Here is a 25,405-nt window from a genome sequence, read left to right as displayed (position 1 = left end):
TCGGCGGGGACAAGACCATCATCTAAGGAGTCTCAGATGATCGATACACGCACCGCCCCTTTCGCCGCCGCCCTTCTGCGGGTTGCGGTGGGCGGGCTTTTTCTCGCGCACGCCGGCCTCAAGCTGTTCGTGTTCACGCCGGCCGGAACGGCGCAGTTTTTCGAGAGCCTTGGGCTGCCCGGCGCCCTCGGTTATGTCGTGATCGCGGCTGAGACGCTCGGCGGCGCCGCGTTGATCGCGGGCGTCTACGCCAGGGTCGTCGCGCTCGCCCTGATCCCGATCCTCATCGGCGCGATCGTCACAGTCCACGGCGCCGCCGGCTTTTTCTTCAACAATCCGAACGGCGGCTGGGAGTTCGTCGCGCTCTGGATCGTCGGCCTCGTGGCCGTCGCCCTGCTTGGCGACGGAGCTCTCGCTCTTCGTCCGACTCCAGGAACGACACGGTCGCTCGGCGTTCGCTGAGCGCATCGATCAAGGACGCAAATCATGGAAACTCCATCCTCGGCGGAAACCGCCGGTTCCCGCTCCGCAGCCGGCGTGACCTCGGCCGGCGCGCCGATCCGGATCGGCCAGGTCGTGCTGACCGTGCGGGACATGGAGGCCGTCAGCCGCTTCTACCAAGACGTCGTCGGCCTCCGCGTTCTGGAGACCGGCGACGCGGGCTGCACGCTCGGGGCGGGCGCAACGCCCCTGCTCGAACTGTGGCGCGACCCGGACGCGCGGCGCGACGACCCGCGCTCCGCCGGTCTCTTCCACACCGCCTTCCTGCTGCCGAGCCGAGCGGATTTGGCTGCATGGATGACGCACGCTGCCGATGGCGGCGTCCACGTCGAGGGGGCGTCGGATCATCTCGTCAGCGAAGCGTTCTACCTTTCGGACCCTGAAGGCAACGGGGTCGAGATCTACGCCGATCGCCCAAGCGAGACATGGGAGAAACGCGACGGCATGATCGCGATGGCGACGGCGCAGCTCGATCTTGCCTCACTCGCGGCGGCCTCGACCGGCGGATGGACCGGCGCTCCGGAAGGCTCGATCATCGGACACGTCCATCTCCGGGTCGGCGCGCTCGCGGGGGCCGAGAGCTTCTATGGCGGCGCGCTGGGGCTCGACATCGCCTGCAGATACCCCGGCGCGACCTTCTTCGGTTCCGGCGGGTATCACCACCATATCGCCGCCAACGTCTGGCGCAGCAGCGGCGCCCAGATGAGGCCCGCCGGGACGACCGGGCTCGCCGAGGTCCGCCTGATTGCGAACGCGGGGCAAATGGAGGCTATCCGCTCGCGGACAGCCTTGGAGCCTGCGGTCGAGTCCGCGCCGGACAGGCTTTCGCGGCGCGATCCCTGGGGAACGTCGATAATCGTGACGTCCGTCTGACGGGCGCGTAAGAAGTCCACGCCGCTACGCGCGGCATCGAAGGAGACAGATCATGCCCGTCGTCCGAGTGAGCTGGTTCGAAGGCAAAAGCCACGACCAGAAAAAGAATGTCGCCGCCGAGATCACGGAAAGCATCGTTCGCCAAACCGGGACCGATCCGAAATACATCTACGTCATCTTCGACGATGTCGCCCCAAGCGACTGGGCCGGAGAGGGCAAGCTCTTCGGAGAACCAAGCGTTACGCCGGCGACGTGATCGAAGCGACTTCCCCGAGATAGTAGGATGCACGGCCGTGGCGATGGCCGTACCAACGAGGTCGCGCGCGCCGTTTGCTCCTCGATCGAACCGCCCGCAAGAGAGCGGATCATCCCAAGGCCGACAGCGCGGGCCGCTCCCGCGGCGCTGAGCACAATGGGAGCCGCCTCCTCGCGCGTCATCGTCGCGAGTATCTCGTCCTGGATGTGCCGGATCAGGGCGCTCGCGTCGCCACCTTTGCCTCCGAGCTTCCGAGCGAACTCGGGATCGATCCTCATGCAGACGGCCGTGAGGTTCTGCGCCAGGTAGACGGGCGAGAGGATGTTGCGCATGACGTCCTCGTTCAGCGCGCGCGCCGGAGCCGGGACCCCCGCCACGAGCGCCAGGACCATCGCCGCGCCCGCGAGTTCAGTTCGCATAGATGTGTCCTTCCTCATGACGCGACGGCCGCGGCATGCTTGGGCTCGGGAATTGGCTCCCGCCGACGGCGCGTGAACAGGACATAGAGGGCGGGCAGAACCAGCAGCGTCAGGATCGTGGAGGACACGATCCCGCCGATCACCACGGTCGCGAGCGGGCGCTGCACCTCCGCCCCCGGGCCTGTCGCCACCGCCATGGGCACGAAGCCAAGCGAGGCCACCATCGCGGTCATCAGCACCGGGCGGAGCCTTGTCAGGGCGCCCTCCTTCACGGCTTCCACCAGCTCCACGCCCTGGGCGCGAAGCTTCTGGATGAAAGCGATGATGACGAGGCCGTTCAGCACAGCGACGCCCGACAGCGCGATGAACCCGATGCCCGCCGAGATCGACAGCGGGATGTCGCGGACCAACAGAGCCGCCACGCCGCCCGTCAGCGCGAGCGGCACGCCGGAGAAGACCAGCGCCGCGTCCTTGACGGAACCGAGGCTCATGATCAGCAGCACGAAGATCAGGCCCAGCGCGATCGGCACCACGATGGTGAGGCGCTCGGTCGCCGACACCAACTGCTCGAACTGTCCGCCCCAGCCGATCCAGTAGCCGGTCGGGAGCCGCACCTGGTCGGTGATGGCCCTCTCGGCCTCGCCCACGAAGGAACCGAGGTCGCGGTCGCGGACATTGGCCGAGACCACGATCCGCCGCTTGCCGTTCTCACGGCTGATCTGGTTGGGGCCGGGGGCCACCTCAAGCGAGGCGAGCGACGATAGCGGCACGTAGCGCGTGCGCGGCTGGGTCGTCCCGAAAGCTGCTGGCGTCGGCTGGGCCGCAGCGTCGCCGTCTCCGGCGGGCAGCGGCACGGGCAGGTTCTTGAGCGCGTCGATGTCGGTCCGGAGCGCCTCGGGCAGCCGCACGACGATGTCGAAACGGCGGTCGCCCTCGAAGATCTGGCCGGCCTCCTTGCCGCCGACCGCGATCTCGACGATCTCCTGGACGTCTCCGACGCTCACCCCGTAGCGGGAGAGCGCGGCGCGGTTGAGCTTCACCGTCAGGATCGGCAGGCCGGTGACCTGCTCGGTCTTCACGTCGGCCGCGCCCGGCACCTTGGACAACACCGCCTGCACCTTGCCCGCGGTCTGGAGCAGCGTGTCGAGGTCGTCGCCGAAGATCTTCACGCCGACATCGGATCGCACGCCCGAGATCAGCTCGTTGAAGCGGAGCTGGATCGGCTGCGAGAGCTCGTAGTTCGACCCCGGAATCTCCTCCGCGGCCTTCTCCACGTCCTCCATGAGCTCCGCCTTGGTCTTGGCCGGGTTCGGCCATTCGGAGCGGGGCTTGAGCATGAGGTAGCCGTCGGAAATCGAGGGCGGCATGGCGTCGGTCGCGACCTCGGCGACGCCCGTGCGGGCGAACACCTCCTTCACTTCGGGCAGCTGCATGAGGCGCTTCTCCAGCGCGCCTTGCATCTCGAGCGACTGGGTGAGGCTCGTTCCAGGGACGCGGAGCGCCTGGACCGCCGCGTCGCCCTCGTCGAGGCTCGGGATGAACTCTCCCCCCATCCGCGATGCCGCCAGCGCCGTGACCGCGACCAGCGCCGCAGCGGCCGGCGCCACCACCCAGCGGAGCCGGATCATCAGGCCGAGCAGCGGCTCGTAGGTCACGCGCGCGCCGCGCATGAACCAGTTCTCCTTCTCCGACACCTTGCCGGAGACGAAGATCGCGATCGCGGCGGGCACGAACGTCATCGAGAAGATCGAGGCGCCGAGCAGCGCCATCAGCACGGTCACGGCCATCGGCGTGAACATCTTGCCCTCGACGCCCGTGAGGGTGAGGACGGGCAGATAAACGACCGCGATGATCAGCGTGCCGAACAGGCTCGGTCTTATGACCTCGCTCGCTCCGGCGAGGATCGTGTCGAACCGCTCCTGGAGGGTCAGCAGGCGGCCGCGGCGATGCTGCTCGTGGGCGAGCAGGCGAAGGCAATTCTCGACGATGATGACCGCGCCGTCGATGATGATGCCGAAATCGATCGCGCCGAGGCTCATCAGGTTCGCCGAGACCTTGTTCTCGACCATCCCTGTGATGGTGAAGAGCATCGCGAGGGGGATCACAAAGGCGGTGACGATCGCCGCGCGGATATTGCCGAGCAGCAGGAACAGCACGGCGATGACGAACAGGGCGCCCTCGACGAGGTTCTTTTCGACGGTCGCGATGGTGGCCTCGACCAGAGTCGAGCGGTCGTAGACGGGGCGCGCCTCGACGCCCTCCGGCAACGACTTCTGCACCTCGCCGAGCTTGGTCGCGACCCGGTCGGCCACGGTCCGGCTGTTCTCGCCGATCAGCAGCATCGTGGTGCCGAGCACGACCTCGTGGCCGTTCAGCGTCGCGGCCCCGTTGCGGAGCTCTCGGCCGTCCTTCACCTCGGCGACGTCCGACACCCGCACCGGCGTGCCCGAATGCGAGCCGATCACGATGCGCGCCACGTCGTCCGCCGACATCGCCTGGCCTGGGGTGCGGACGAGGTACTGCTCGCCGTTCCGCTCGATGTAGCCGGCCCCGACATTGTTGTTGTTGGAGCTGAGCGCCGTCATCACGTCCCGGAAGGTGAGGCCATAGGCCATCAGCCGCGCAGGGTTCGGCAGCACGTGGAGCTGGCGCTCGTAGCCGCCGATCGTGTTGACCTCCACCACCCCAGGGACGGTGCGAAGCTGGGGCTTGATGATCCAGTCCTGGATCGTTCGGAGATCGGAGGGCGAGTAGTCGGAGCCGTCCGGCTTCTTCGCTCCCGGCTTCGCGTCCACCACGTAATTGTAGATCTCGCCGAGCCCGGTCGAGATCGGCCCCATTGCGGCCTCGGTCGACGGCGGGAGCTGGTCCTTGGCCTGCTGCAGCCGCTCGTTCACGAGCTGGCGCGCGAAGTAGATATCGGTCCCGTCCTTGAACACGACCGTCACCTGGCTGAGGCCGTAGCGCGACAGCGATCGGGTGTAGTCGAGGTCCGGCAGCCCTCCCATCTCGGTCTCGAGGGGATAGGTGATGCGCTGCTCGACCTCGAGCGGCGAGAAGCCTGGCGCGGTGGTGTTGATCTGGACCTGGACGTTGGTGATGTCCGGGACCGCGTCGATCGGCAGCCGCAGGAAGTTCCACGCGCCGAGGCCGGCGACCCCGAGGCAGGCGAAGACCACCAGCCAGCGCTGGGCGATCGCGACGGCGAGGATCCGCTCGATCAGGCCCGACGGGCTTCCATTCGAGGCCTCAGTGCTCATGGCTCGCGCTCCCCTTGGCGAGCTCGGCCTTCACCACGAAGCTGTTCCTGGCCGCATAGGCCTCTCCAGCCTTCAGCCCCGAGACGATCTCGACGTTGGACGCGTCGCGGCGCCCCAGAGCCACGTCGCGGGCGGCGAAGCGGTCGCCCTCGCGAACGAAGATCACGTCCCGGCCCTCCAGCGACTGGATCGCGTCGATCGAAACGGCGAGCGGCACGTCCTGCTCGGCGGTTGAAACCATGCCGACCGCGAACAGCCCCGGACGGAATCGGCCGTCGTTCTGGATGACAGCCCGCGCGAGGGCGCTTTGGGTGTCCGCGGCGCCGATCGGCGAGAGATAGGAGATCTTCGCCTCGATCGGCGCTCCGCCGTCCTCGGGGTCGATGCGCACCGTCTCGCCGACCTGCACCTTGGCGAGGTCGCGGCGATAGACCGAGAAGTCCGCCCACAGCGTCGAGAGGTCGGTCACCACGAAGGCGGGCTTCTGCTCCGAGACGTACTCGCCGAGCGACGCCTGGCGCTCCGTGATCACCCCGGAGATCGGCGCCCGGAGATCGTAGGGCGTGAGGCTCTGGTTGCTCTCGACGACCGCGAGCAGCTCACCCTTCTTCACTTCGTCTCCGAGCCGCTTGGCGAGCGTGCGCACGATGCCCGGAAAGCGCGGCGTGACCTGCACCGTCGCCTCCTGGTTCGCCTGCACGATCCCGTTGAGCTGGAGCTCCTCGCGCAGCGTCGCGGGCTTCGCCTCGCCGAGCGTGATCCCGGAGACCTTCACCTTGGCGTCGCCGAGCTCGACGACGCCCTCGGGAAGTTCCTCGTCGTGGCCCCCGCCGCCGTGACCATGGCCGTCGTCCTTGGCGTCGACCGCCGCGACCTTCATCGACTGCGCCGCTTCGGCCTTGGGCTTGTCGTAGCCGTGACCATCGTCCTTCCCGTGCGCGTCGGCTTTGCCCGAGCCGTGCCCGTGCCCGTCATCCTCAGCGTGCGCCTTTCCTGGCTCGTCGCGACCGTGGCCGTCGCCTTCCTTATGGTCATCCGCGGCCGCGACGATGGCCGACGGGCCCGTCTCGGCCTTGGGCTTGTCATGGCCATGACCGTCGTCCTTGCCAGAGCCATGGCCGTGCCCGTCGTCGCCGGAATGCTTGCCCTCCTCGCCGTGGCCATGGCCGTCATCCTTGCCGTGGCCCGTTTCGGCCTCGCCATGAGCATGGCCGTCGTCCTTATTGTGGCCATCCGCGGCCGCGACCGCCTTGGGTCCTTCCGCATGGGCGTGGCCATCGCCCCCGAGCAGGCCGGAATAGAGCGAAAGCGCCTTCACGGAGAGGGCTGACGGCCCCTCCTGGACCGCGTACAGGCTCCCGGCTCCGATGAGGCCGCCGATCGCTAGGACGGCGGCGTTGCGCGCGGCGGAACGGCTCATGACAAGTCTCCGGACAGGGCGTGGAGCGCCGCGGCGGCCACGCCGACGGCTGAAGGACGTGTCTGGATTGCGGGAATGGCCGTCGCCTGGCCGCGGACGTCCGCGGCGCGGCGGATGTAGCAGGGCGGCTTGGTCAGGTAGCCCTTGAAGTTCCGGTCGTTCCACTTGTGGCCATGGCCGAGGTGCTCGTGCCCGGTCGTGTGTCCGTCGCCGTGGAAGTGGCGGACGCGGCGGTTCCGGTCGTTACAGCTCGGCGGTCGGCGGCCGTCATAGACCCAGCGGCCGTCCGTGTTCGGGACGGGTACGATGCGCTTCGCCTCGGGTGAGCTCGAGCAGGCCGCCGTCAGCGAGGCGAGCAGGATCAGCGCCGCGGCGCGGGCGGGCTTGCAAACGGTCATTTGTCTCTCCGGGACAGAACGAGTGCGGATCCCGTCAGGCCTTCGAGACTGGCGAGCGATGCGTGGAAGGAGACGAGCGCATCGATCTCCTTGAGGGAGGCTTCCGAAAGCGCAGCCCGCGCCTCGAGAAGCTCGAGCAGCGTGTAGCGGCCCTCCGCGTAGCCGGAGCGGATGCTGTCGTAGGCCTCGCGGGCGACGGGCAGGACGTTGCCGCGGGTAAGCCGGGCTTCCTCGTAGGAGCCGCGAAGCGCCTCGTAGGCGCGGCCGACCAGAACCGTCAGCGCGTTCCGGGACGCCGCGCGCTCGGCGTCGGTCTTGGCGAGGGTCTGCTGCGCCTCGATCACGCCGCCCTCGTTCCGGTCGAACAGCGGGAGCGGCACGCTGAGCGAGACCAGCGCGGCGTTCGACCGGTCCTCCTCGTAGCGCCGCCAGGCGACGCCCGCGGTGATGTCCGGCACGGCCTTCGCGCGGGCCGCCGCAAGAAGCGCGCGCCGCTGCGCCATGACGGCCGTGAAGCGCGTGAGCTGAGGCGTCTGGAGGGCCCGCGCCATCAAGCCGTCGAACGAGGGCGGCGCGCCGATCCGGGAAAGGTCCCCGCCGACCGCGGCGAAGGACGGCGCCGTCTCTCCGATCAGCACCGCGAGTTCGCGCCGGGCGGACTGGAAGGCCGCGCGCGCCTTTGCGAGTTCGACCCTCGTCGTCTCCGTCGCCAGCCGGCCCCGCGAGATCTCGGCGCTGGAGGAAGCCCCGGCCTCGACGCGCCTCTGCAGCAGCGGGGTCAGGCGGTCGAGATCGTCGACCTGGTCCTCGAGCTCGGCGACGCGCCGCTGCGCCCCGAGCGTCCTCGCGAACGCCTCGGCCGCTTCGGCGAGGACCTGCAGGCGGGTGGCGGCGCGCTCCCACCGCGCCGCGTCTCCCTCTGCCGCGGCGACCGCCATGCGGGCGTCGCGCTTGCCGCCGAGCTCGAAGAGCTGGCTGATCTGGATGGTGGTCTCCGCGGCGTCGAGGTTGCGCTTCGACCTTGAGCCGAAGGCGTTGTCGAGCTCGAAGGCGAGTTCGGGGTTCGGGAACACCGCCGACTGCATGGCGCGCCCCGACGCGGCGCCGATCTCCCGGTCCGCGGCCGCGAGGCTCGGGCTGGAGGCGACGGCGCGCGACAGCGCCTGGGAAAGCGTAAGGGTCCGCGATGCGGACTTGGCGTGCGTCGCGGGAGCCGGGAGCAGCGCGATCGCCACCCCCAGCGCAAGCGCGCGGGTTCTGAAAAGCATGATTGACCTGGAGAACTGACGAGCGGGGGCGCGGCTTGTTAGGCGCGCGCCGACACAGAAGCCGTCAGGTCAGGCCCGGGGAGGCCGAAGGTCGATGAGGGGCTCGCGTCCCGAAGACGAAGGAATCGAGGCCCAGGCCGGGACCGCCTTGTTGAAAGCGCGGTCCGCCGCGCCGTTCCGCAGCGGCTGGGGAATTGCCGCACAGCCATGGCATCCATGGTCGGCGAGTTCCGCCCCCTTGTCGAGGTCGCCGCCGGGCTGGTCGCTGGAGGCGTCCGCCGCCGTCATGGCGAGCGTAAGGGTGGAACCCGCGCCGCCGTTGGCCTCAAGCCCGTGCTGGACGGCGCTGCCGAAGGCCAGAACGACGAGGCAAAGCGCGATCGCCAACCGGACGCAGATGCGTCCGATCCACGCCAAGTTCGCCTTCGACCAATCGACCATGTTGCGACGCAATCCGGGAATTCGGGGGCCATGTCAAGGAGATGCGAGGCCACGAATCCGCGAGGTCATGGTCGCGGCGGAAGGTGAACGGCTCCTTAATCCGGCGACGTAGCCGTCTCGACCGGAGGCGACAGGGCCTCGATGATCCGGCAGTCGCGGACCGCGCCGTGGCCGCATTGACGCACCATGTCGCGGAGTTCCTCGCGGAGCGCGGCAAGGTCGGCGATCTTGCGCTCGACTTCCGCGAGGTGGACCCGGGCTATCTCGTCGACGGCCTCGCACGGACGGTCCTTCTGGTCCGCGAGGTCGAGCAGCGCCCGCACCTGCTCGAGCGAGAAGCCGAGGTCGCGCGAGCGCCGGATGAAGCTCAGGCGGTTCAGATGCGCCCTGTCATAGGCCCGGTAGTTGCCCGATGTGCGAAGCGGCGCCGCGAGCAGGCCGATCCGCTCGTAGTACCGGATGGTCTCGACCTTGGTGTCGGTCGCCCGTCCCAGCTCGCCGATCGCGAGAATGTCCGACATGCCGACCCTCCGGCTTGACCCTGTAGTTGCTACAGGGTCCATATCGGTTGTCGCTTCAGGATTGTCGAGGTGACGAGATGGCCGCCGCAAACGCGTTCAAGCTGCAGATCGAGGGCATGGACTGCGGGTCCTGCGCCGCGAAGATCGAGACGGCGATGCGTCGCCTGCCGGGCGTCGCCGATGTCGAGGTCAGCGTGTCCGCCGGCTTCATGTCCATCACGGTCGACGAGGACCGGACCAGCCGCGAGACCATCAAGGCGAAGGTCGACTCCCTCGGCTTCAAGACGCTGGACCCGTCTCTGGCCGGCCCCGCGGATGAACACAACCACGGCGCCCATGACGGCGTCTGGTGGACGAGCGCGAAAGGCAGGCTGGTGCTGGCCTCCGGAGCGCTGCTCGCCGTCGCCTGGGGAGTGGCGCTCCTTGAGCCGCAGTGGGCCCAGTGGCCCTACGTGGTGGCGGCGCTTGTAGCTCTCGTTCCCGTGGTCCGCCGCGCTGTTGCGGGAGCGCTCAACGGCACGCCCTTCAGCATCGAGACGCTGATGTCCGTGGCCGCTGTCGGCGCGATCGCCATCGGCGAGGCGCCCGAGGCTGCGGTCGTGGTCTTCCTGTTCGCGTTGGGGGAGTTGCTCGAGGGCGTCGCGGCGAACCGGGCGCGGGCGGGCGTGAAGGCGCTCGTCGGCCTGATCCCGCGTACGGCGCGCCGACTTCGCGCCGACGGGATCGACGAGGTCGCCGCGTCGGAGCTCGCGGTCGGCGACGTCGTGCTCGTGCGTCCGGGAGACCGCGTCCCCTCGGACGGAACGGTCGCGGAGGGAACCTCCGAGGTGAACGAAGCTCCGATTACGGGCGAGTCGAGGCCCGTGCTGAAGGAGGCTGGCGCGAGCGTCTACGCGGGCAGCATCAACGCCGACGGCGAGCTCCACGTCACGATCACAAAGGCGGCGGCGGACAACACGATCGCCCGCATCGTCCACATGGTCGAGGAGGCGCAAGGTTCGAAGGCGCCGACCGCGCGGTTCATCGAGCGCTTCAGCCGCTGGTACACGCCCGCCGCCATGGCGTTCGCCCTCCTCGTCATCCTCGTCCCGCCGCTGCTCGCTGGCGCCGACTGGCAGACGTGGATCTACCGCGGCCTCGCGGTGCTCCTCATCGCATGCCCCTGCGCGCTGGTGATCTCGACCCCGGCGGCGATCGCGTCCGGCCTCTCCTCCGGCGCGCGCCGCGGCCTGCTCATCAAAGGCGGCGCCGCGCTCGAGACGCTCGGCCGTGTCAAGACGGTCGCGTTCGACAAGACGGGCACGCTGACGGAAGGCAGGCCGAAGGTCGTCGACGTCGTGCCGTTCGACGCCTCCGTGGAGGCGGTCCTCGCGAAGGCCGCGGCGGTCGAGCGGAGCTCCAGCCATCCGCTTGGCGCCGCGATCATCGAGGAAGCCGAGCGGCTCTCGCTCGAGATCCCCCGGACCTTCGGCGGCGGGACCGCCACGCCTGGCAAGGCGGTCAAGGCCCGCCTCTCCTCCGGCTTCGTCTCCGTTGGCTCTCCGCGGCATGCCTCGGAAGAAGGGCTCCTAACGGACGCCGCGGCCGAGCGCGTTGCGGCTCTCGAGAGCGAGGGCAAGACGGTCGTCGTGGTCAGCGAGGGCAAGCGGCTGCTGGGCCTTGTGGCGCTGAAGGACCGCCCGCGGGAGGACGCGAAGGCCGGACTGGAGCGGCTGCGCTCGCTCGGCCTGCGCACGGTCATGCTGACGGGCGACAACGCGCGCGCGGCGGCCGTGATCGCGGCTGAGCTGGGCATCGAGCAGCGCGCCGAGCTTCTGCCCGCGGCCAAGCTCGACGCCATCGGGGCTTACCGGAACGAGGGCCCGATCGCGATGATCGGCGACGGCGTGAACGACGCGCCCGCGCTCGCCGCGGCCTCGGTCGGCGTGGCGATGGGCGGCGGCACTGACGTGGCGCTCGAGACCGCGGACGCGGCGCTCCTCAAGGACAGCGTCGGCGGAGTGGCGGAACTGGTCGTCCTGTCGCGAGCCACGCTGTCGAACATCTGGACCAACGTCGCGCTGGCGCTTGGACTGAAGGGGGCGTTCCTAGTCGCGACGCTGGTCGGCGCCACCCCGCTCTGGATGGCAATCCTCGCAGACACGGGGGCGACGGTGCTCGTCACCGCTAATGCCATTCGGCTCCTACGGTTCGATCCGTCGCGCTGATCCTCGATTCTTAAAACGTTCGAGGAATCGATGGCCGGACCTGCACGCGGCGGCATCGTCGGGGAAGGCGACAATTGCCGTGAACGTGACGGTGGAGACTCGACGCCGCCTATTCGATCAGGCGATTTCGGCCTGCGAGCGTCGCGAAGACGGCGACCAACGCGCTCGACGCAATCAGCAAGCATAGCGGAAAAGTCCAGCTGCCGGTCGCATCGTGCAAAACGCCGACCAGGAACGGTCCCGCCGCTGCGCCCGCATAACCGATGAACTGCGCCATTCCCGACAGCGCAGCGGCCTGATGGTGATCGCGGGTCCGGAGACCGAACAATGACAGGCTGGTGACCATCGCCACGCCGGCGCCGAGCCCGGCGCAGATCAGCCACAGCAGCGACAGGTTTGGTAGCAGCAATAGGCCGACGGCGCCGATCAGAAGCAAGAGCCCACACCCGAGGCCCAGTCCACTTTGATCTCGGAGCCGCCGGATGAGAGGAGCGCTGCCCAGGTTCGTGGCCACCGCCACCAACTGATAGATGAGCAGCATCAGGCCGCCGGATGACAGGGCGATGCCGCGGCTCGCCGCATAGGAAGCGAACCAGTCGACGATCGAATAGAAAACGAGGGAGTGAAAGGCGAAGAAGAGTGATACCTGCCATCCGATCGGGTGACGCCAAGGCGATGCGAACGCCTCGTCGCCTGCGGGGGCTGGTCCGAGGTGATGCTGCCGTACCCGGAGCTGCGGCGCCCAGACGAACAACGTGACGAGCGCGAGCAGCGCCCAGACTCCGATCGCCCAGCGCCAGTTCAGGCCTGGGATTTGCGCTATGGGCGCCGCCAATCCGGCAGCCAATCCAGCGGCCGCCGCCATGGCTGCGGCGTAGAGGCCGATCAGGCCCGGCGCGCGCGTCGGAAAGTCGCGCTTCACCAACGCGGGCAGAAGGACGTTGCCAAAGGCGATCCCTGCGCTGAGCAGAGTCGTTCCCAGCCAGATCGCGCCTGGCAAAGCCAGCGATCGAGTGACGGCGCCGATCAGGATGACGGCGATCGACGCGCCGAGAATTCGTTCAAGACCATGCCGCCGCCCTAGCGCAGGAGCTGTGAGGGACAGCAGCGCGAAGATGAGCAAAGGAAGCGCGTTCAACAGGCCGGCGGCCGTCCCACGGAGCGCAAGGTCGCGTTGAATGTCCGGAAGCACGGGACCAAGGCTCGTGATCGGCGCGCGCAGGTTCGCGCCGATCAGGACGATGCCGCAATAGAGGCCGAGCCCTGTCGCGAGCGAGGATCTAGTGGAAGTGGATGGGCTCTGCACGTCAACGTCCTGCACGCGCCGTCGGTCCGGTTCCGGACGACGGCGATGTGGCGCGTTGGTTGACGTTAACGCTTACGCGAATGGCCGTGGACGGCTACTCGTCTGTGGCCGCAGATATAGACCGATCAAGGCGTGGTCAACCCGTGATCAAGATACGACCTGACCTATCGCCGCTTTCATCGTTGAGGCGAACTAATGTGATTGACCTGTCCCAACGATGCCCCGGCGCTGGTGTTGCGGGATGCTGCGCAAAGCAAACATTCCGGACGTCGCGAAAGGGTCACCTGCGGTCAACGATCCGCAGCCGCTCGGCGCCAACAGCGGTCCTTAGCCGTGCGCCAGAAGCGGAAGTCAGGTCGGTGCCGTCATCGGACCCCGCGGCCGCAACGTTCCGACAGTTTTGAATTCCTATAAACTATTGATCTTGCAAGGTTTTATTCTGTTAGGTATGGAGCTCTCAACTGAGGGCGGGATCATGAACGTTTCGTTTCGAGGCGGGACGCATGGATCCGTCGATATGGACGCACTGTTTCGCAACTACAGTGACGACCTCAGGCGATACGCTTATCGGCGACTGCGCGACCGGGAAGCCGCGGCCGATCTGACGCAGGAGGCGTTCCTGCGTTATGTCGCGAGCCGGCACGACGAGCGCTCCGAGGCCGGCGCGTCGCAGTTCTTCCTGTGGCGGATCGCCGGCAACCTCATCGTCGATCTCGTGCGCCGTGAGCGTCGCCAGGGGCGGACCGTGCCGCTGGAGCAGGCGGCGCTGCTCGCGGACACAGCGCCGCTCGCCGATCGCCGTCTCATCGCCCGGCAGGATTTCGCCACGTTCAAGGCCGCGCTCGACGCTCTGCCGCCCAAGAGCCGCGCCGCGCTGCTGCTGAACCGCATGGAAGGCCTTACCCATGCGGAGATCGCTACGCGGCTGGCAATCTCGCCCAGCATGGTCAGCAAGCACATCATGAAGGCGCTCAGGGTCTGCCTGCGCAGTCTTGAAGCTTCTGACGCCTGAGCTGCTGTCGGGCTTCGTTTTCCGGACGTCTTCAAGTTTGGAACGACGCGCCGGGAGAGCGTGCACGCAATGACGGACAATTCCGAGGACGAACTGGATCCGCTCACCGAGGCGGCGTTGGAGCGCATCGTTCATCTCCATTCCGGGTCCGCCGTCGCGGAGGATTGGGAGGCCTACCAGGACTGGAAGGCGTCTTCAGCCGAACGCCGGGCGGCGGCCGAGCGGGCGGAGCGGGTATGGGCTCGGCTCGGCCCCGCCCTGAAGCCGCCAAGCCGTGGTGGCGGAACGGCCGTGATCCTCGCAGCGCTGACGATCGGCCTCGGCGGGGCGTTCGCCGGGGGAGGCTTCGGGCCGCCGCGAGCCTATTTCGCGGACGAACGCACATCCGCCTGTGAGAGGCGGACGGTCGCGCTCGCCGACGGATCGACCGTCGAGGCCGACGCTTCGACGAGCTTCGACATCGATTTCGCGCCAGGTGAGCGCCGCCTGAAGCTCTATTCCGGTCGCATCCATGTGGCGGTGTCGCCGGACGCCGCCCGTCCCTTCGTCGTTGAGGCCGGAGATCTTGAGGCGCGGGCGCTCGGCACCGCCTTCGAGGTCGAGCAGGCGAACGACGCGACGGACGTTCTGGTGACCGAACGCCGAGTCCGCGCCCGGGACGTCCGGACCGATGCTCAGGTCGATCTCGACGCGGGCGAGGAGACGACGCTCAAGAACGGCAGCCTACAGGCGCCGCGCTCCGTCGACGTCCGCTCCGCGACCGCGTGGCGGCGAGGCCTGCTGCTGTTCGACGACACGCCGCTGGACCAGGTCGCGGAGGAGATCGGCCGTTATGTCGGCGGACGGATCATCGTTCTCGGCGACGCGCGTCGACTGAGGCTGACCGGCGCGTTCCCCTCGGGCGACGCCGCCACGATGCTCGATGCGATCACGGCGGCGCTGCCCGTCCGCGTGACCCGGCTTCCCTTCATCACCGTGGTGCGCGCGGCTTCGCAATGACCCCTGAGAATTTTTGCGCCCGCCGGTGTCGGACCGGCGGCCGCCATCGTCTTCCCGGTTAAGGCCGCCGCGTGCGGCCTGGAAGACGAGCGGGGGCTTGAGATGACGCGACGGACTGAGGCATGGCGGCGGCGCGCGGGGGCAGTCGCGCTGGCGGCCGCGAGCGTATTCGCGGCATGCGGCCAAGGACGCGCGGAGGAGCCCGTTCGTTTCGCCATTCCCGCAGGGCCGCTCGGGGCGGCGCTGACGCAATGGGCGGAGGTTTCGGGCCGCAAGCTTCTGTCATCCGGCTCGGCCCTGCGCGGCGTCGAGACCCAAGGAGTTGCGGGAGAACTCGCGCCGGCCGAAGCGCTGCGCCGACTGCTGCAGGACACCGGCCTTTCTTACGAGCAAGTCGACCCGCACGCGGTGACGCTGGTGCAACTGCGCCGCGAAACCGCGGTCACAGCCGAGGACAGCACCCAGCTTGCGGAAATCGCCGTCCAGGGGGCGAGCACGGGCGGCGAGCCGGTCGGCTATGCCGCGAGCCGCAGTGCGGGCGCCACCAAGTCCAGCGCGCCGCTGGTCGAGACGCCGCGCGTCGTCAACGTCGTCACGCGCAAGCAGATCGAAGACCAGGGCGCGCAGAACGTCACCCAGGCGCTGCGCTATACGCCGGGCGTCGTGACCCAGTATGGCGACACCGACTCCCGCTATGACTGGCTGACGATCCGGGGTTTCACGCCAAGGCGTTATCTTGACGGCCTGCGGCTGCCCTTCGGCGCCCGCGGCTACTCGCAGGCGCGCATCGACTCACATTTGCTGGAAAGCGTGGAGGTGCTGAAGGGCCCGGCCTCGGGCCTCTACGGCCAGAGCAGTCCCGGCGGCCTCCTGGCGATGACCAGCAAGACGCCGACCGAGACGGCAAGGGGCGAGATCGAAGTTCTGGGCGGCAGCCATGACCGCAAGCAGGCCGCCTTCGACGTCTCCGGCCCGCTCGACGCCGACGGCCGCTTCCTCTACCGACTGATCGGTCTCGCCCGCGACGCCGACACCCAGACCGACCACGTCGAGGACGACAAGCTCCTCATCGCTCCGAGCTTCACCTGGAAGCCGACGGACGAAACCACGCTGACGCTGCTCGGGCACTACCAGAAGGTCGACGACAAGGGCGGCGGCGCGCAGCCCGCCCTGCCGGCGATCGGCACGCTTTACAGCTACCCCGGCTACGGCAGGCTCCCGACGAGCACGTTCACCGGCGAGCCGTCCTACGACCGCTTCGTCAACGAGCAGTGGTTCATGGGCTACAAGCTCAGCCACGAACTCTCAGATGGCTGGACGCTGCGGCAGAACCTTCGCTACGGCGAGGTCGACACCCACACCCGGCGCGTCCAGAACTACTGCGTTTCCGCGCCGACCTGCCTGCCGACCAGTCTATACCGCTATGCTTGGGCGTTCCCCGAGCGGTCGCAGATGTTCACCGTCGACAATCAGGCGGAGGGTCGTTTCGCGACGGGGGAGTTGGAGCACACATTGCTCGTGGGCGCGGACTTCACGCGCGAGAAGGCCGGTTATCGCGAATCCAGCCTGACGTTTCTGAACCTGGGGAACTACAACGCCTACGATCCCGGGCCAGGGATGTCGGTGACGGAGCCCCCGGTTGCGCTCCGCGTCGACACGCTCCAGCGCCAGTTGGGCCTCTACCTACAGGACAGCATCAATTGGGGCTCGTGGACGGTCCAGGCCGGCGGCCGCTACGACTGGGCGAAGAACAAGACGGCCACCGAAACTGTCTCGCCTGCCCGAACCGCTCGCGTGACGAGCGACGACGAAGCCTTCACCGGCAATATCGGACTGAGCTACCGGTTCGATAGCGGTTTTGCGCCCTTTATCGGTTACTCGACGTCGTTCCTGCCGGTGTCGAACGTCGACGCGGACGGCAGTCCGTTCAAGCCATCCGAGGGCAAGCAGGTCGAGGCCGGCGTGAAGTATCAGCCGAAAGGCTTCGACGGTCTCGTCAGCCTCTCGGCGTTCCATCTCACGCAGAAGAACGCGGTCACAGCGGGCCCCACCGGCGTCAGCACGCAAACCGGCGAGATCGAGGTCAAAGGCGTCGAATTCGAAGGCAAGGCCGATCTCGGCCAGGGCTTCGACGCGATCGTCTCCTACGCCTACACGGACGCTGAGATAACCCGGACGACCACCGCTAACCAGACCGGCAACCGCCCAGCCTTCGTGCCGAAGCATCAGGCGGGAGCCTGGCTGAACTATGCCTTCGGCCCCGGAGCGGCCGACGGTCTCGGCCTCGGCGGCGGCGTGCGCTATCTCGGAGCCTCCTTCGGCAACGAAGGGAACATGTTCAAGACGCCGGGCGTGACGTTGTTCGACGCGTCGCTGCGCTACGATTTCGGCCGCAAAGTCGCGCGGCTTGAAGGCGTGTCGCTGCAGGTGAACGCGACGAACCTGTTCGACAAGAAGTACATGTCGACCTGCCTTGCGGCCTATGGCTGCTATTACGGCGATCGGCGCACGGTCTACGCGACGATGAAATACAAGTGGTGAGCGGCTGGACGCGCCGCTCCGTTCTGGGCGGGGCGCTAGCCCTTGCTGGAGCGGCGCGGGCCCAGGCCGTGGGCAAGCGCGTCGTCGTGCTCGACTGGGCGCTGACGGAGCTCGCGCTCCTGCTAGGCGTGACCCCAATCGCCGTCGCCGAGGCGCCGTATTACCGGATGCGGGTAGCGACGCCCGACCTACCCGCCGAGGTGGCGGATGTCGGCCTGCGGGCGCAGCCAAACCTCGCGCTGATCGCCAGCCTCAAGCCGGACCTCATCGTGCGCCTGCGCCATTATGGGCCGCCGCAATCCCGGCTGGAAGCTATCGCTCCGACGCTCGAGCTCGCCATTTACGAGGCCGACCAACGCGCCTACGAGCGGGCGACCGACGCGCTCGCTAGAATGGGCGAGGCTTGTGGCGCGGCCGACCGGACGCCCATCGCGATGTCGCGAATCGACGCCACGCTTGCCCACTCTCGCGAGACGCTCGCTCCGCACTTTGATCGCCCTGTGCTGATCGCGAACTTCGCCGACGATCGGCGGGCCGACGTGTTCGGGCGAGGCTCCCTGTTCCAGAGCGCGCTCGAGCGCGTCGGGCTTTCGAACGCCTATGGCGGCCCGACCAACATGTGGGGCTTCGCGACTTTGGGCCTCGACCGGCTGGCCCGGTTCGACGGCGCCCGCCTCGTGGCGCTGTCGCCCGGCCCGCCGGCGGCGCTCGCGCAGAGCGCACTGTGGGGGGCGCTGCCAGCATTTCGAGACGTCGTCGTGCTGCCGCCGGTCTGGGTCTATGGCGGGCTCGCCAGCATGATGCGCTTCGCGACGCTGCTGTCGGACGCGCTTGGCGACGATCGCGCGCCGTGACGATGCGCCAGCTCGTCGCGGCGGCATTTTTTGGCCTTGCCGCAGCGCTGTTTCTTGCGAGCCTCGCGCGCGTCCTGCCGCCCGGCGAGTGGTCCGCGGCGCTGCTCGCGCCGGAGCCCGGCGACGTATCGGCGCTGCTCGCGCACTACACCCTGTTTCCTCGTGCGACGACAGCGATCGCGGCGGGCGCGGCGCTCGCTTTGTCCGGCATCATCCTCCAGATCGCGCTCGACAATCCGCTCGCCGAGCCATCCACCACCGGCGTCTCGGCCGGCGCGGTGCTCGCGCTCGCTCTGTTCGGAACAGCGTCCATGGGCGGCGCGGCGCAGTCCCTGATCGCGCTTGCAGGCGGCCTGACGGCGGCGGCGCTTACGCTCGGGCTCGCCTCGCGCGTTGGGATGAGGCCGGCGACCGTCGTGATCGCAGGCCTTGTCCTGGGTTTTGCGGCGAGCGCCGCGACGACGCTGATCGCCCTGTTCAATCATCAATGGATGCGGGCTCTCTTCCTGTGGAGCTCCGGATCCCTCCGGCAGAACGACTGGTCAGCGGCGGCCCACCTCGCTCCGCTTGTGGCACTGTCGTGGATCGCCGCCGGACTGCTCGCCCACACCTTCGCCCTCTTCGCGCTTCGGGACGCGGGCGCAGCGGCGCTCGGCGCGAAGCCCCATGTCATCCGCCTGGCGGCTCTGGTGCTCGCGGCGGGGCTTGCGGCCCTCACCACGGCCGAGGTCGGGGCGATCGCCTTTATCGGTCTCGCCGCGCCGCATCTGGCGCGCGGCGTCGGCGCCCGCACCATGACCGAGCGGCTGCTCTGGGCCCCGATCTTCGGTGCGGGGCTGCTGTGGCTGACCGACGAGACCGTCAAGCTCATCCCGCTCGATTTGCCGACGGGCGCCGCCACGGGGCTATTGGGCGCGCCCCTGCTGATGGCGCTCGCCGCCCGCATGCGCCGTCCCTCGCTCGCGCCTCTCCCGGCAAGCACGCCGTCAGGCCGCGTGCGACCGGCATGGGGCGTCTTGCTCGTCGCCTGTGCGCTCGCCCTCGGCGCCGCGCTCTTTCTTGATCGCACCGCCGATGGCTGGGGGCTGGCGGGACCCGCGCAGGCGCTCGACTGGCGCGTCGCGCGGGCGCTTGCAGCTTTCGGCGCCGGGGCGGCGATCGGCGTCGCGGGCGCGTTGCTCCAGCGCATGACGGGAAACGTCATGGCCAGCCCGGACATGATCGGTGTAAGCGCCGGCGCGGCTCTCGGGTTCCTCGTCCTGCTTTACGCCGCGCCGGCGGCCGGCGCCGCCGCCCAACTCGCAGCCGGCGGTCTCGGCGCCGGCCTCGCGGCTTTCTGGGCTCTGAAGGGACTGGCGCGAGGCGCCCCGCCCGAACAGCCGCTGCTGCTTGGCATAGGCCTCGCTGCGGCTTTCACGGGCGTCGTCTCGTTCCTGCTGGCGAGCGGAGATCCGCGCATGGCGCTCGCCGTCGTCTGGCTCAGCGGCTCGACCTATCTGGTCGACGCCCAGCGGGCGCTCGTCATTCTTCTCGTTGCGGCCGGAGGGCTTCTGGTGGCGCTGGCTCTTGCTCGGCCCTTGGCGCTGCTGCCGCTCGGGCCCGCGGCGCGCTCAGCCGGTCTGAGCGTCCGTCAGGTGCAGACGCTGACGCTCGCGCTCGCCAGCGTCCTGACCGCGGCCGCGACGCTCGTCATCGGACCGCTGAGCTTCGTGGGCCTGGTCGCGCCCCACGCCGCACGCGGCTCGGGATGCCGTTCGCCTGCGAGTTTGCTCGCTGGATCCGCGCTCATCGGGGGCGCGCTGCTCGCCGCCGCTGACTGGGGCGGACGCGTGGCTTTGTTCCCCTATGAGATCCCGGCTGGCATTGTTGCCATGCTCCTCGGCGGCACCGCAGCGCTCGTGGCTCTTCGTCGATTCTGAGTTGGCGAAGTGGATGCCATCCGAATCGCCCGGCTTGCGCCAAGAGCCGCAGTTAGCGTTCGACTGAAATGCGGACGTCATCGATGCAACAAGTCGGTTGGCGTCATTTAGTCTGACCAAACCTTCCGCCGGATGAGCCCCGGCGAACGCGGCAGCTCGCGGGTCGACTAGCAGCCTTCAGGTCGAGATCGGGACTGGTTGAATGACGTACGGCTCTAAAAGCGGGATACTAAGCCTTGAGCCGATGGCGGCCACGCGAGTTCTGGTTTCCTGGTAGATGTCTTGGGCGCTTTCCGGCGTCCTAAGCGATACGATCAAGGCATAGCGGACCGGAACGCCGGCGTAGACGGGAGCGTCCCGCCACCATCCACCTCTTGGCGCGATCCTGAGAGCGTTCTGTCGGGCAAGTTCGCTTGCCGGCCCGGTCCATACGTCATGGTGAACTGTGCCCCGCTCTCGCAGGGTCGAACCAAGTCGCCATCTGGCCTCGCTTCGCCGCGGAGGGCTGGCGCTGCGAATGCCCCGAAACGCTCGGTTTTGACGACGCGCGGCGTCGAGATCGTCGTCGTCGGGTCCCTTGAGGTCGAAATGCAGACGATGTGACGGGTAGTCCGCGTGGCGCCTGGCGGAGGGGGCCCGCATGTCGGGCTGCACGAAGTAGGACAGCGTCACGCGCAGCTCGACCTCCGTATCTCCCAGCCCCCTAAGCGCTGTCTCCGGCCACGGCAACGGATGGTACGCGCACTCGTTGAGCGCGTTGCTCCTGCCGTCCTCCTTGAACGGGACCAACGAACTCTGAGCCACGAGCGTCAGCCGGTTGGAGGCACTGTCGCTCGCCATGCTCTCGTCGGGCGCGCCCCAGCCGAACATCGACAGGATGTGCTCCCGCTTTTTCTCCTCATTGTCGCCGAAGCCGCGCTCGACCATGGCGGGCGTCCAGTCGGACGAATGGATCAACAGGCCTCGTATCGTCTCCGGCCAGTAGTCCGGATACCGCGCCATGAGCCGACCGGCCATGCCGGACACGGAGCCGGTCGCAGCGCTGGTCTCCCCGAGCGTGCCGAGCAGCATGCGCGGACTGGCGTTCGTGGTCAGAGGGTTAAGTTCGGCAAGGCTCTCGCAAGCGTCTTCGCCATCCACCTGGCCGACGTTGCCGGCTTCGAAAACCAGGTCGGGCTTGATCGATCGGCGCCGGAGCGTCCAGGAGGTCGAGGTCCGCGATGTCACGGAGATATCGCCCGCAGGACACAGAAGCTGCCCTCCAAGAGGATGCTCTTCGATGAAGGTGCATCCGCCGACCGTCAGGGCGTTGAGAGCCTGCCCGGGCGAGCCGATGCCGCTCGCGTCATTTCGTGCCGAGTAGCCGCTCACAAGGAGCGGATCGTCGGACAGGTTGCCCGCCGCGACGCAGAAAAGCCGCTGAACGCCGTTGTGGCCCCAGGCGAGCTGATCGACGCTTCCCGACAGCTTGGTGGGGACGCCGTCGTTCAACCCGCGATAGTCCGAGAATGCGAGGCAGAAAACGCGGGGACGGGCGCGGCCGGCTTCGATCAGACCGACGGCCGCGACGACTTCGCCGATGCTTTCCAGAGACGATCTGAGGCCAGTCGGCGGCCGCAGCACCACGACGGATTCCAGTCTGACGTCGAGACGCGTCTGTCGCGGTTTCTCGATCAGCCGCTCAAGATCTCTGTACAGGACAAGTCCGGCCACACGCGTTCCGTGCGGGTCCCAGCCATGTTTATCCCAGGCGTCGTTCAGGGTCAGGCAGTCGCCGGCGTCGAGAGCCGGCGCCAAAAGCGGATGGCTCGCCATAACGCCGGTGTCGAGGATGCAGACCGCCGGCGCTACCGCCCTGGGCGCAGAAATCTTCGAGACGAGCCCATCGGCGAGCGCGCGTTGGGCTGAGGCCTTCATGTTGAGGGCCAGCAGAGTGAGGCTCGAGCAGGCTCTGAGCTCGAGGACGGCGCTGGACGCGTCCACGAAGGACTGCAGGTCGTCGGCGCTGGCGCGAACCCGTATCATCGACACGCTCGGAAAGTCCGCCTGCCCGAGTTCGCAGAACACGCCGTAACGGCCGGCGAAACCGCGAACCCGGTTCGCAGCATCGGCGCGGACCCAAACCTCCCATTCCGCCTGGCTGGAGGATTTCTTGGGAAACAGCTCGATCCGATCAGTCCACAGATCGGTCAGCTTCGTCGGCGCAAGGCGCTCGGCGGCCTCGAAGAACGGAAAGCTCCACGGTTTCCGGACTTTCTCGTCTGCATTCGCCTCGAAGTCGGCGTAGCGGTCGAGCCGCTTCTTCGCCTCATCGATCCGGTCGGACCGGATGAAGAGGTTCACCCGCTGATCCTTGCCCTCTCCCTTGATCGAGAGGACGTCCATCAGGGCGCCTGACGCCTGGATCCCTGCCGCGGTCCGCGCGAACGCCGTGAGATGGACGCCTGCCTCCTCCTCAGGAAGCTCCTTGTCGTGCAGCCGCCCCTTCGCTGCGATGATCTGGTCGAGATCGCGCGCGAGACTGCGGCTATGGGCGCGGCGGTTTTTCACGGCAGGAACGTCCTGCCGTTTGTCGTCTCCCCCGGTCGCCGAATACGGCAACTTCAACGGGATAATGTCGAGCTTCAGATGAGGGTATGATTCGCCTGCCATCCGGCGATCTTGCTGGACGGATAGCCGAGGTCAACGCGCTTGGGTTGCGTTCTCCCGCAGAGATTCGATCAGCTGCGCGGTTGTCAGATGGCCATCGTGCTCGAGGACGGCGACCCTGGCGGCGTCGTCGCTCGCCCGCACGATATCGGCCTGGCTCAGTCCGTGGGCAGCCCCGCGGATCGCGTACCAATCCAGGTTTTCGAGCTTGAACCCAACAAGCGTCTCCTCGACGAGCGGCTGCACGAGCTCGGCGGCAGGCAGGCCGAAGAGGATCGACGCATCGAACCGACGGAAGAACGCCCGATCGAGGATTTCGGGATGATTGGTGGCTGCGAAAATAAGGCTCGCGCTCTTGTCTTCGTCGAGGAACTGAAGAAACGAAATGAGGATCCGGCGCGCCTCTCCGACTTCGTTGTCCGCCCCGCGACTGCCTGCGAGCGCGTCCACCTCGTCGAAAAAGTACACGCCCCGCCGCTCGGTCATGGCGTCGAACACGAGCCGCAGCTTCGCGGCCGTTTCGCCCATGTACTTGGTGATCAGCCCGTCGAGCAGGACTGTGAATAGCGGCAATCCCAGCTCGGCGGCGATCGCGCCCGCGCTCAGCGTCTTTCCGGTTCCTGGCGGTCCGGTCATCAGGAACTTGCGGCGCGGCTCCAGCCCTCGCTCGCGCAGCCGCGTCCGTTCGCGTTGCTCCTTGACGATCCGATCGAGGCGCTTCGAAAGGTCGTCTGACAGAACCATCTGTCCGAGGCGGCGATCGGGCATCGCCACCGACATGATGCCGGCAAGCTCTCCTCTCGGGCGAGCGAGCGGGATCGGGTCCGCCGACTTCCGGATCACGCCGCTCTGGGCGGCGGCATCGTCGAGCAGCCCACGGATCTCCGCCGCCACGCGGTTTTGGCCACGCGCCTCCGCCTCCTCGGCGACCTGGGCGGCGACCTGCAGAAAGCGGCCTTCGTCCTGCCGAGTGTAGCTTCGCACCAGCGCTATGACCTGTTCGGCTGTCGCCATGTTCCTCTTCGCGATGACCCGGAGCCCAGGAACCGCCTACCTGCGAGGCTGCCCCACTTGTTGCAGAATTTGCAAAAATTGCAACGCCAGCTTGAGTTCCTCTCGGCTCAGTCCACCGATGATCTCGATAAGCGACTCTACGGGAGCGTCGTCAATAGACAGTGAAGACGCCAAGCCCCGCTCGATCGCGGGAGACATTGCAATCTTGCCGCTTAGAACGCGGGACAAGTTCGAGGTCGAGCAGTCCAGATCGGCGGCTACCTGGCTCAAGGTGCGCCGCTGAACCTTCATGGCCCGCCGAGCCGTCTCGGCGAACGCCCTCTGCCTCAACGACTGTCGTTCGATCGCCATTCTTTGCAGAATTTGCAAAAACTGGCAGCGTGTCAATCGTGCTGGCGGACGCCGATGCGGTACGCGTTGGTCTGTCGGGCGCCTTGTCCTGGCCGGCTCAACGTAAGCTCCAGGGACGCATCAGCCGCCAGGAGCCTGAACCGGAAACTGACGATGCCGGCCGTCACAGTGTCGTCGCCCGCAGTGGCGACATGGTCGATCTCCTCCAGTGACTTTCCGTCGAAATGCGCGCTCCATCGAAAGCCAGCCGAAGCCCAGTTCGGAACCGTCACGGTGACGATTTCGCCGACGCTCGCGGGAACGTGCTCGACGGCTGGCGTCATGAGACCGCGTCCGTCACCCGGTCGACGTCGAGGGCGATGAAGGGGCGAGCGTCAATCTCGCATTCGCCGTAGCCGATCCGGAAGAAGCCGTTCTCTTGGACTTGCGCGCCCCAGCTGTTGAGGCAGATCCAGCAGTGCTCGGCGTCGTCATACCCAATCACGACGACGGCGTGCAGCCCGTTGTCGGCCCCCTGAACATGGCGATAGACGCCGCCCGTGTAAGCCAGAAAATCGTCGAACAGTCGCATCTCGGCATAGACCGGACCTTCGTCGGCGACGAAGAACTTACGCGTCCTGAGGTCGCCCGCGCACTGACGGATGCCGGTGACCCTAAGCGCAGGCGCGATGGCCTTGCACGTCTGGTCGGCGACTGAATATGGCGCAGCGGCCTCCAGTGCGACGCCGTTGCGGGCGCTCGACATAATGTCGGACGCATATCGGCCGACCGAACAGCCGGCCGGGTGGCCGCAGAAGAACAATGGCCTTGGGGCAAGAGCCAAAGCGAGGCCGGGCGCGCTCTCCGAGATGCGCAGGCTGCTCTCCATCACCGCGCAGGTGGCGAAGGCCACGCACGACCTGCAAAGATCCTGGTCGCGAACGGGACTGACATAGTTCCCACCGTTGTCGCGCCAGTCGACCTTGACCGCTGGCATCTCAGTGCTCGAATGCGGTGCCGTCAACGTCGCGGACGAAGCCTTGCTGAGCGTATGCGCCAACGGCTCGTCCATCGCTCCCGCGAGCGCGCGCGCCATGTCCGCCGGCAGCGACGTCAGCCTGGTCGGCGCAGCTGTCCAGGTCGCATTTCGGGAAGCGAGCGCGGAACTCAGGATCTCGACGTCCAGCATGCGCATCCTCCTAGGTGGCGAGTCGTGC

Annotated in this window: 19 protein-coding genes and 1 pseudogene; 9 read left to right on the top strand and 11 right to left on the bottom strand. The window is 67.8% G+C overall.

The features are described from left to right. The first annotated feature begins 36 nt into the window (after positions 1-36). The 3 genes and pseudogenes from EYR15_RS07170 to EYR15_RS07160 all read left to right on the top strand — a co-directional run. Positions 37-462 (top strand): DoxX family protein, encoded by a 426-nt coding sequence (locus EYR15_RS07170; protein WP_131002543.1) that lies wholly within the window; start codon positions 37-39, stop codon positions 460-462. Between the two features lie 24 nt (positions 463-486). Beyond that, entirely contained in the window at positions 487-1,374 is an 888-nt protein-coding gene (locus EYR15_RS07165; protein WP_131002542.1) for a VOC family protein, read from the top strand. A gap of 13 nt (positions 1,375-1,387) precedes the next feature. Then, a pseudogene (locus tag EYR15_RS07160) lies at positions 1,388-1,630 on the top strand (tautomerase family protein); the annotation flags it as partial. A 433-nt stretch (positions 1,631-2,063) separates the two neighbouring features. On the opposite strand, the gene EYR15_RS07155 reads toward EYR15_RS07160, so the two are convergent. The 6 genes from EYR15_RS07155 to EYR15_RS07130 all read right to left on the bottom strand — a co-directional run bounded on the left by EYR15_RS07155 (position 2,064) and on the right by EYR15_RS07130 (position 9,357). Further along, a complete protein-coding gene (locus tag EYR15_RS07155) occupies positions 2,064-5,273 on the bottom strand; it encodes an efflux RND transporter permease subunit (protein WP_131003264.1) in 3,210 nt (1,069 codons plus the stop codon). A 25-nt stretch (positions 5,274-5,298) separates the two neighbouring features. After that, entirely contained in the window at positions 5,299-6,729 is a 1,431-nt protein-coding gene (ihpB, locus tag EYR15_RS17320; RefSeq protein WP_342635537.1) for a divalent metal ion exporter adaptor subunit IhpB, read from the bottom strand. Beyond that, positions 6,726-7,127 (bottom strand): hypothetical protein, encoded by a 402-nt coding sequence (locus EYR15_RS07145; RefSeq protein WP_131002539.1) that lies wholly within the window; start codon positions 7,125-7,127, stop codon positions 6,726-6,728. Before EYR15_RS07145 ends, ihpB begins: the two co-directional genes overlap by 4 nt. Next, positions 7,124-8,395: a TolC family protein gene (locus EYR15_RS07140; protein WP_131002538.1), complete on the bottom strand. Its 1,272-nt coding sequence runs from the start codon at positions 8,393-8,395 to the stop codon at positions 7,124-7,126. The genes EYR15_RS07145 and EYR15_RS07140 overlap by 4 nt, the downstream gene beginning before the upstream one ends. A 69-nt stretch (positions 8,396-8,464) precedes the next feature. Next, the gene (locus EYR15_RS07135) at positions 8,465-8,836 is read right to left on the bottom strand and encodes a hypothetical protein (protein ID WP_131002537.1); all 372 of its coding nucleotides are present in this window, start codon (positions 8,834-8,836) and stop codon (positions 8,465-8,467) included. 95 nt (positions 8,837-8,931) lie between these two features. Continuing rightward, the gene (locus EYR15_RS07130; RefSeq protein WP_131002535.1) at positions 8,932-9,357 is read right to left on the bottom strand and encodes a MerR family transcriptional regulator; all 426 of its coding nucleotides are present in this window, start codon (positions 9,355-9,357) and stop codon (positions 8,932-8,934) included. A 77-nt stretch (positions 9,358-9,434) separates the two neighbouring features. Here EYR15_RS07130 and EYR15_RS07125 point away from each other — a divergent pair, with 77 nt between their 5' ends. Next, positions 9,435-11,564, top strand: a complete 2,130-nt coding sequence (locus EYR15_RS07125) for a heavy metal translocating P-type ATPase (protein WP_131002533.1) — start codon at positions 9,435-9,437, stop codon at positions 11,562-11,564. Between the two features lie 109 nt (positions 11,565-11,673). Here EYR15_RS07125 and EYR15_RS07120 read toward each other — a convergent pair whose 3' ends face one another. Then, positions 11,674-12,870 (bottom strand): CynX/NimT family MFS transporter, encoded by a 1,197-nt coding sequence (locus EYR15_RS07120; RefSeq protein WP_131003262.1) that lies wholly within the window; start codon positions 12,868-12,870, stop codon positions 11,674-11,676. A gap of 517 nt (positions 12,871-13,387) precedes the next feature. On the opposite strand from EYR15_RS07120, the gene EYR15_RS07115 reads away from it, so the two are divergent. From EYR15_RS07115 to EYR15_RS07095, 5 genes are all read left to right on the top strand, one after another. After that, the gene (locus EYR15_RS07115) at positions 13,388-13,882 is read left to right on the top strand and encodes an RNA polymerase sigma factor (protein ID WP_245498196.1); all 495 of its coding nucleotides are present in this window, start codon (positions 13,388-13,390) and stop codon (positions 13,880-13,882) included. A gap of 69 nt (positions 13,883-13,951) precedes the next feature. Next, positions 13,952-14,881, top strand: a complete 930-nt coding sequence (locus tag EYR15_RS07110) for a FecR family protein (RefSeq protein WP_131002529.1) — start codon at positions 13,952-13,954, stop codon at positions 14,879-14,881. 102 nt (positions 14,882-14,983) lie between these two features. Further along, positions 14,984-17,422, top strand: a complete 2,439-nt coding sequence (locus EYR15_RS07105; RefSeq protein WP_131002527.1) for a TonB-dependent siderophore receptor — start codon at positions 14,984-14,986, stop codon at positions 17,420-17,422. Further along, a complete protein-coding gene (locus EYR15_RS07100; protein ID WP_165455454.1) occupies positions 17,419-18,276 on the top strand; it encodes an ABC transporter substrate-binding protein in 858 nt (285 codons plus the stop codon). Before EYR15_RS07105 ends, EYR15_RS07100 begins: the two co-directional genes overlap by 4 nt. A gap of 2 nt (positions 18,277-18,278) precedes the next feature. Beyond that, complete coding sequence (locus EYR15_RS07095) at positions 18,279-20,195, top strand: iron ABC transporter permease (RefSeq protein WP_245498222.1); 1,917 nt, start codon at positions 18,279-18,281, stop codon at positions 20,193-20,195. Positions 20,196-20,372: 177 nt separating this feature from the next. Here the strand turns inward: EYR15_RS07095 and EYR15_RS07090 are convergent, their stop codons facing one another. The 4 genes from EYR15_RS07090 to EYR15_RS07075 form a co-directional block, all read right to left on the bottom strand. Next, the gene (locus tag EYR15_RS07090; protein WP_165455453.1) at positions 20,373-22,745 is read right to left on the bottom strand and encodes a S8 family peptidase; all 2,373 of its coding nucleotides are present in this window, start codon (positions 22,743-22,745) and stop codon (positions 20,373-20,375) included. A 132-nt stretch (positions 22,746-22,877) separates the two neighbouring features. Then, positions 22,878-23,858, bottom strand: coding sequence for an AAA family ATPase (locus EYR15_RS07085; protein ID WP_131002520.1), 981 nt, complete (start codon positions 23,856-23,858; stop codon positions 22,878-22,880). Between the two features lie 383 nt (positions 23,859-24,241). Next, entirely contained in the window at positions 24,242-24,532 is a 291-nt protein-coding gene (locus tag EYR15_RS07080) for a protease inhibitor I42 family protein (RefSeq protein WP_131002518.1), read from the bottom strand. Then, positions 24,529-25,377, bottom strand: a complete 849-nt coding sequence (locus EYR15_RS07075; RefSeq protein WP_165455452.1) for a C1 family peptidase — start codon at positions 25,375-25,377, stop codon at positions 24,529-24,531. The genes EYR15_RS07080 and EYR15_RS07075 overlap by 4 nt, the downstream gene beginning before the upstream one ends. Positions 25,378-25,405: the final 28 nt, after the last annotated feature.

The sequence above is a fragment of the Hansschlegelia quercus genome (assembly GCF_004310425.1).
GTDB lineage: Bacteria > Pseudomonadota > Alphaproteobacteria > Rhizobiales > Methylopilaceae > Methylopila > Methylopila quercus.
This window is presented reverse-complemented; position numbering and strand designations above follow the sequence as displayed.

Bases quoted from the DNA above. Each gene is read 5' to 3' on its own strand.
- EYR15_RS07170 (WP_131002543.1), top strand. From the start codon at position 37: ATGATCGATACACGCACCGCCCCTTTCGCCGCCGCCCTTCTGCGGGTT.
- EYR15_RS07165 (WP_131002542.1), top strand. From the start codon at position 487: ATGGAAACTCCATCCTCGGCGGAAACCGCCGGTTCCCGCTCCGCAGCC.
- ihpB (WP_342635537.1), bottom strand. From the start codon at position 6,729: ATGAGCCGTTCCGCCGCGCGCAACGCCGCCGTCCTAGCGATCGGCGGC.
- EYR15_RS07145 (WP_131002539.1), bottom strand. From the start codon at position 7,127: ATGACCGTTTGCAAGCCCGCCCGCGCCGCGGCGCTGATCCTGCTCGCC.
- EYR15_RS07140 (WP_131002538.1), bottom strand. From the start codon at position 8,395: ATGCTTTTCAGAACCCGCGCGCTTGCGCTGGGGGTGGCGATCGCGCTG.
- EYR15_RS07135 (WP_131002537.1), bottom strand. From the start codon at position 8,836: ATGGTCGATTGGTCGAAGGCGAACTTGGCGTGGATCGGACGCATCTGC.
- EYR15_RS07130 (WP_131002535.1), bottom strand. From the start codon at position 9,357: ATGTCGGACATTCTCGCGATCGGCGAGCTGGGACGGGCGACCGACACC.
- EYR15_RS07125 (WP_131002533.1), top strand. From the start codon at position 9,435: ATGGCCGCCGCAAACGCGTTCAAGCTGCAGATCGAGGGCATGGACTGC.
- EYR15_RS07115 (WP_245498196.1), top strand. From the start codon at position 13,388: ATGGACGCACTGTTTCGCAACTACAGTGACGACCTCAGGCGATACGCT.
- EYR15_RS07110 (WP_131002529.1), top strand. From the start codon at position 13,952: ATGACGGACAATTCCGAGGACGAACTGGATCCGCTCACCGAGGCGGCG.
- EYR15_RS07105 (WP_131002527.1), top strand. From the start codon at position 14,984: ATGACGCGACGGACTGAGGCATGGCGGCGGCGCGCGGGGGCAGTCGCG.
- EYR15_RS07095 (WP_245498222.1), top strand. From the start codon at position 18,279: ATGCGCCAGCTCGTCGCGGCGGCATTTTTTGGCCTTGCCGCAGCGCTG.
- EYR15_RS07085 (WP_131002520.1), bottom strand. From the start codon at position 23,858: ATGGCGACAGCCGAACAGGTCATAGCGCTGGTGCGAAGCTACACTCGG.
- EYR15_RS07080 (WP_131002518.1), bottom strand. From the start codon at position 24,532: ATGACGCCAGCCGTCGAGCACGTTCCCGCGAGCGTCGGCGAAATCGTC.
- EYR15_RS07075 (WP_165455452.1), bottom strand. From the start codon at position 25,377: ATGCTGGACGTCGAGATCCTGAGTTCCGCGCTCGCTTCCCGAAATGCG.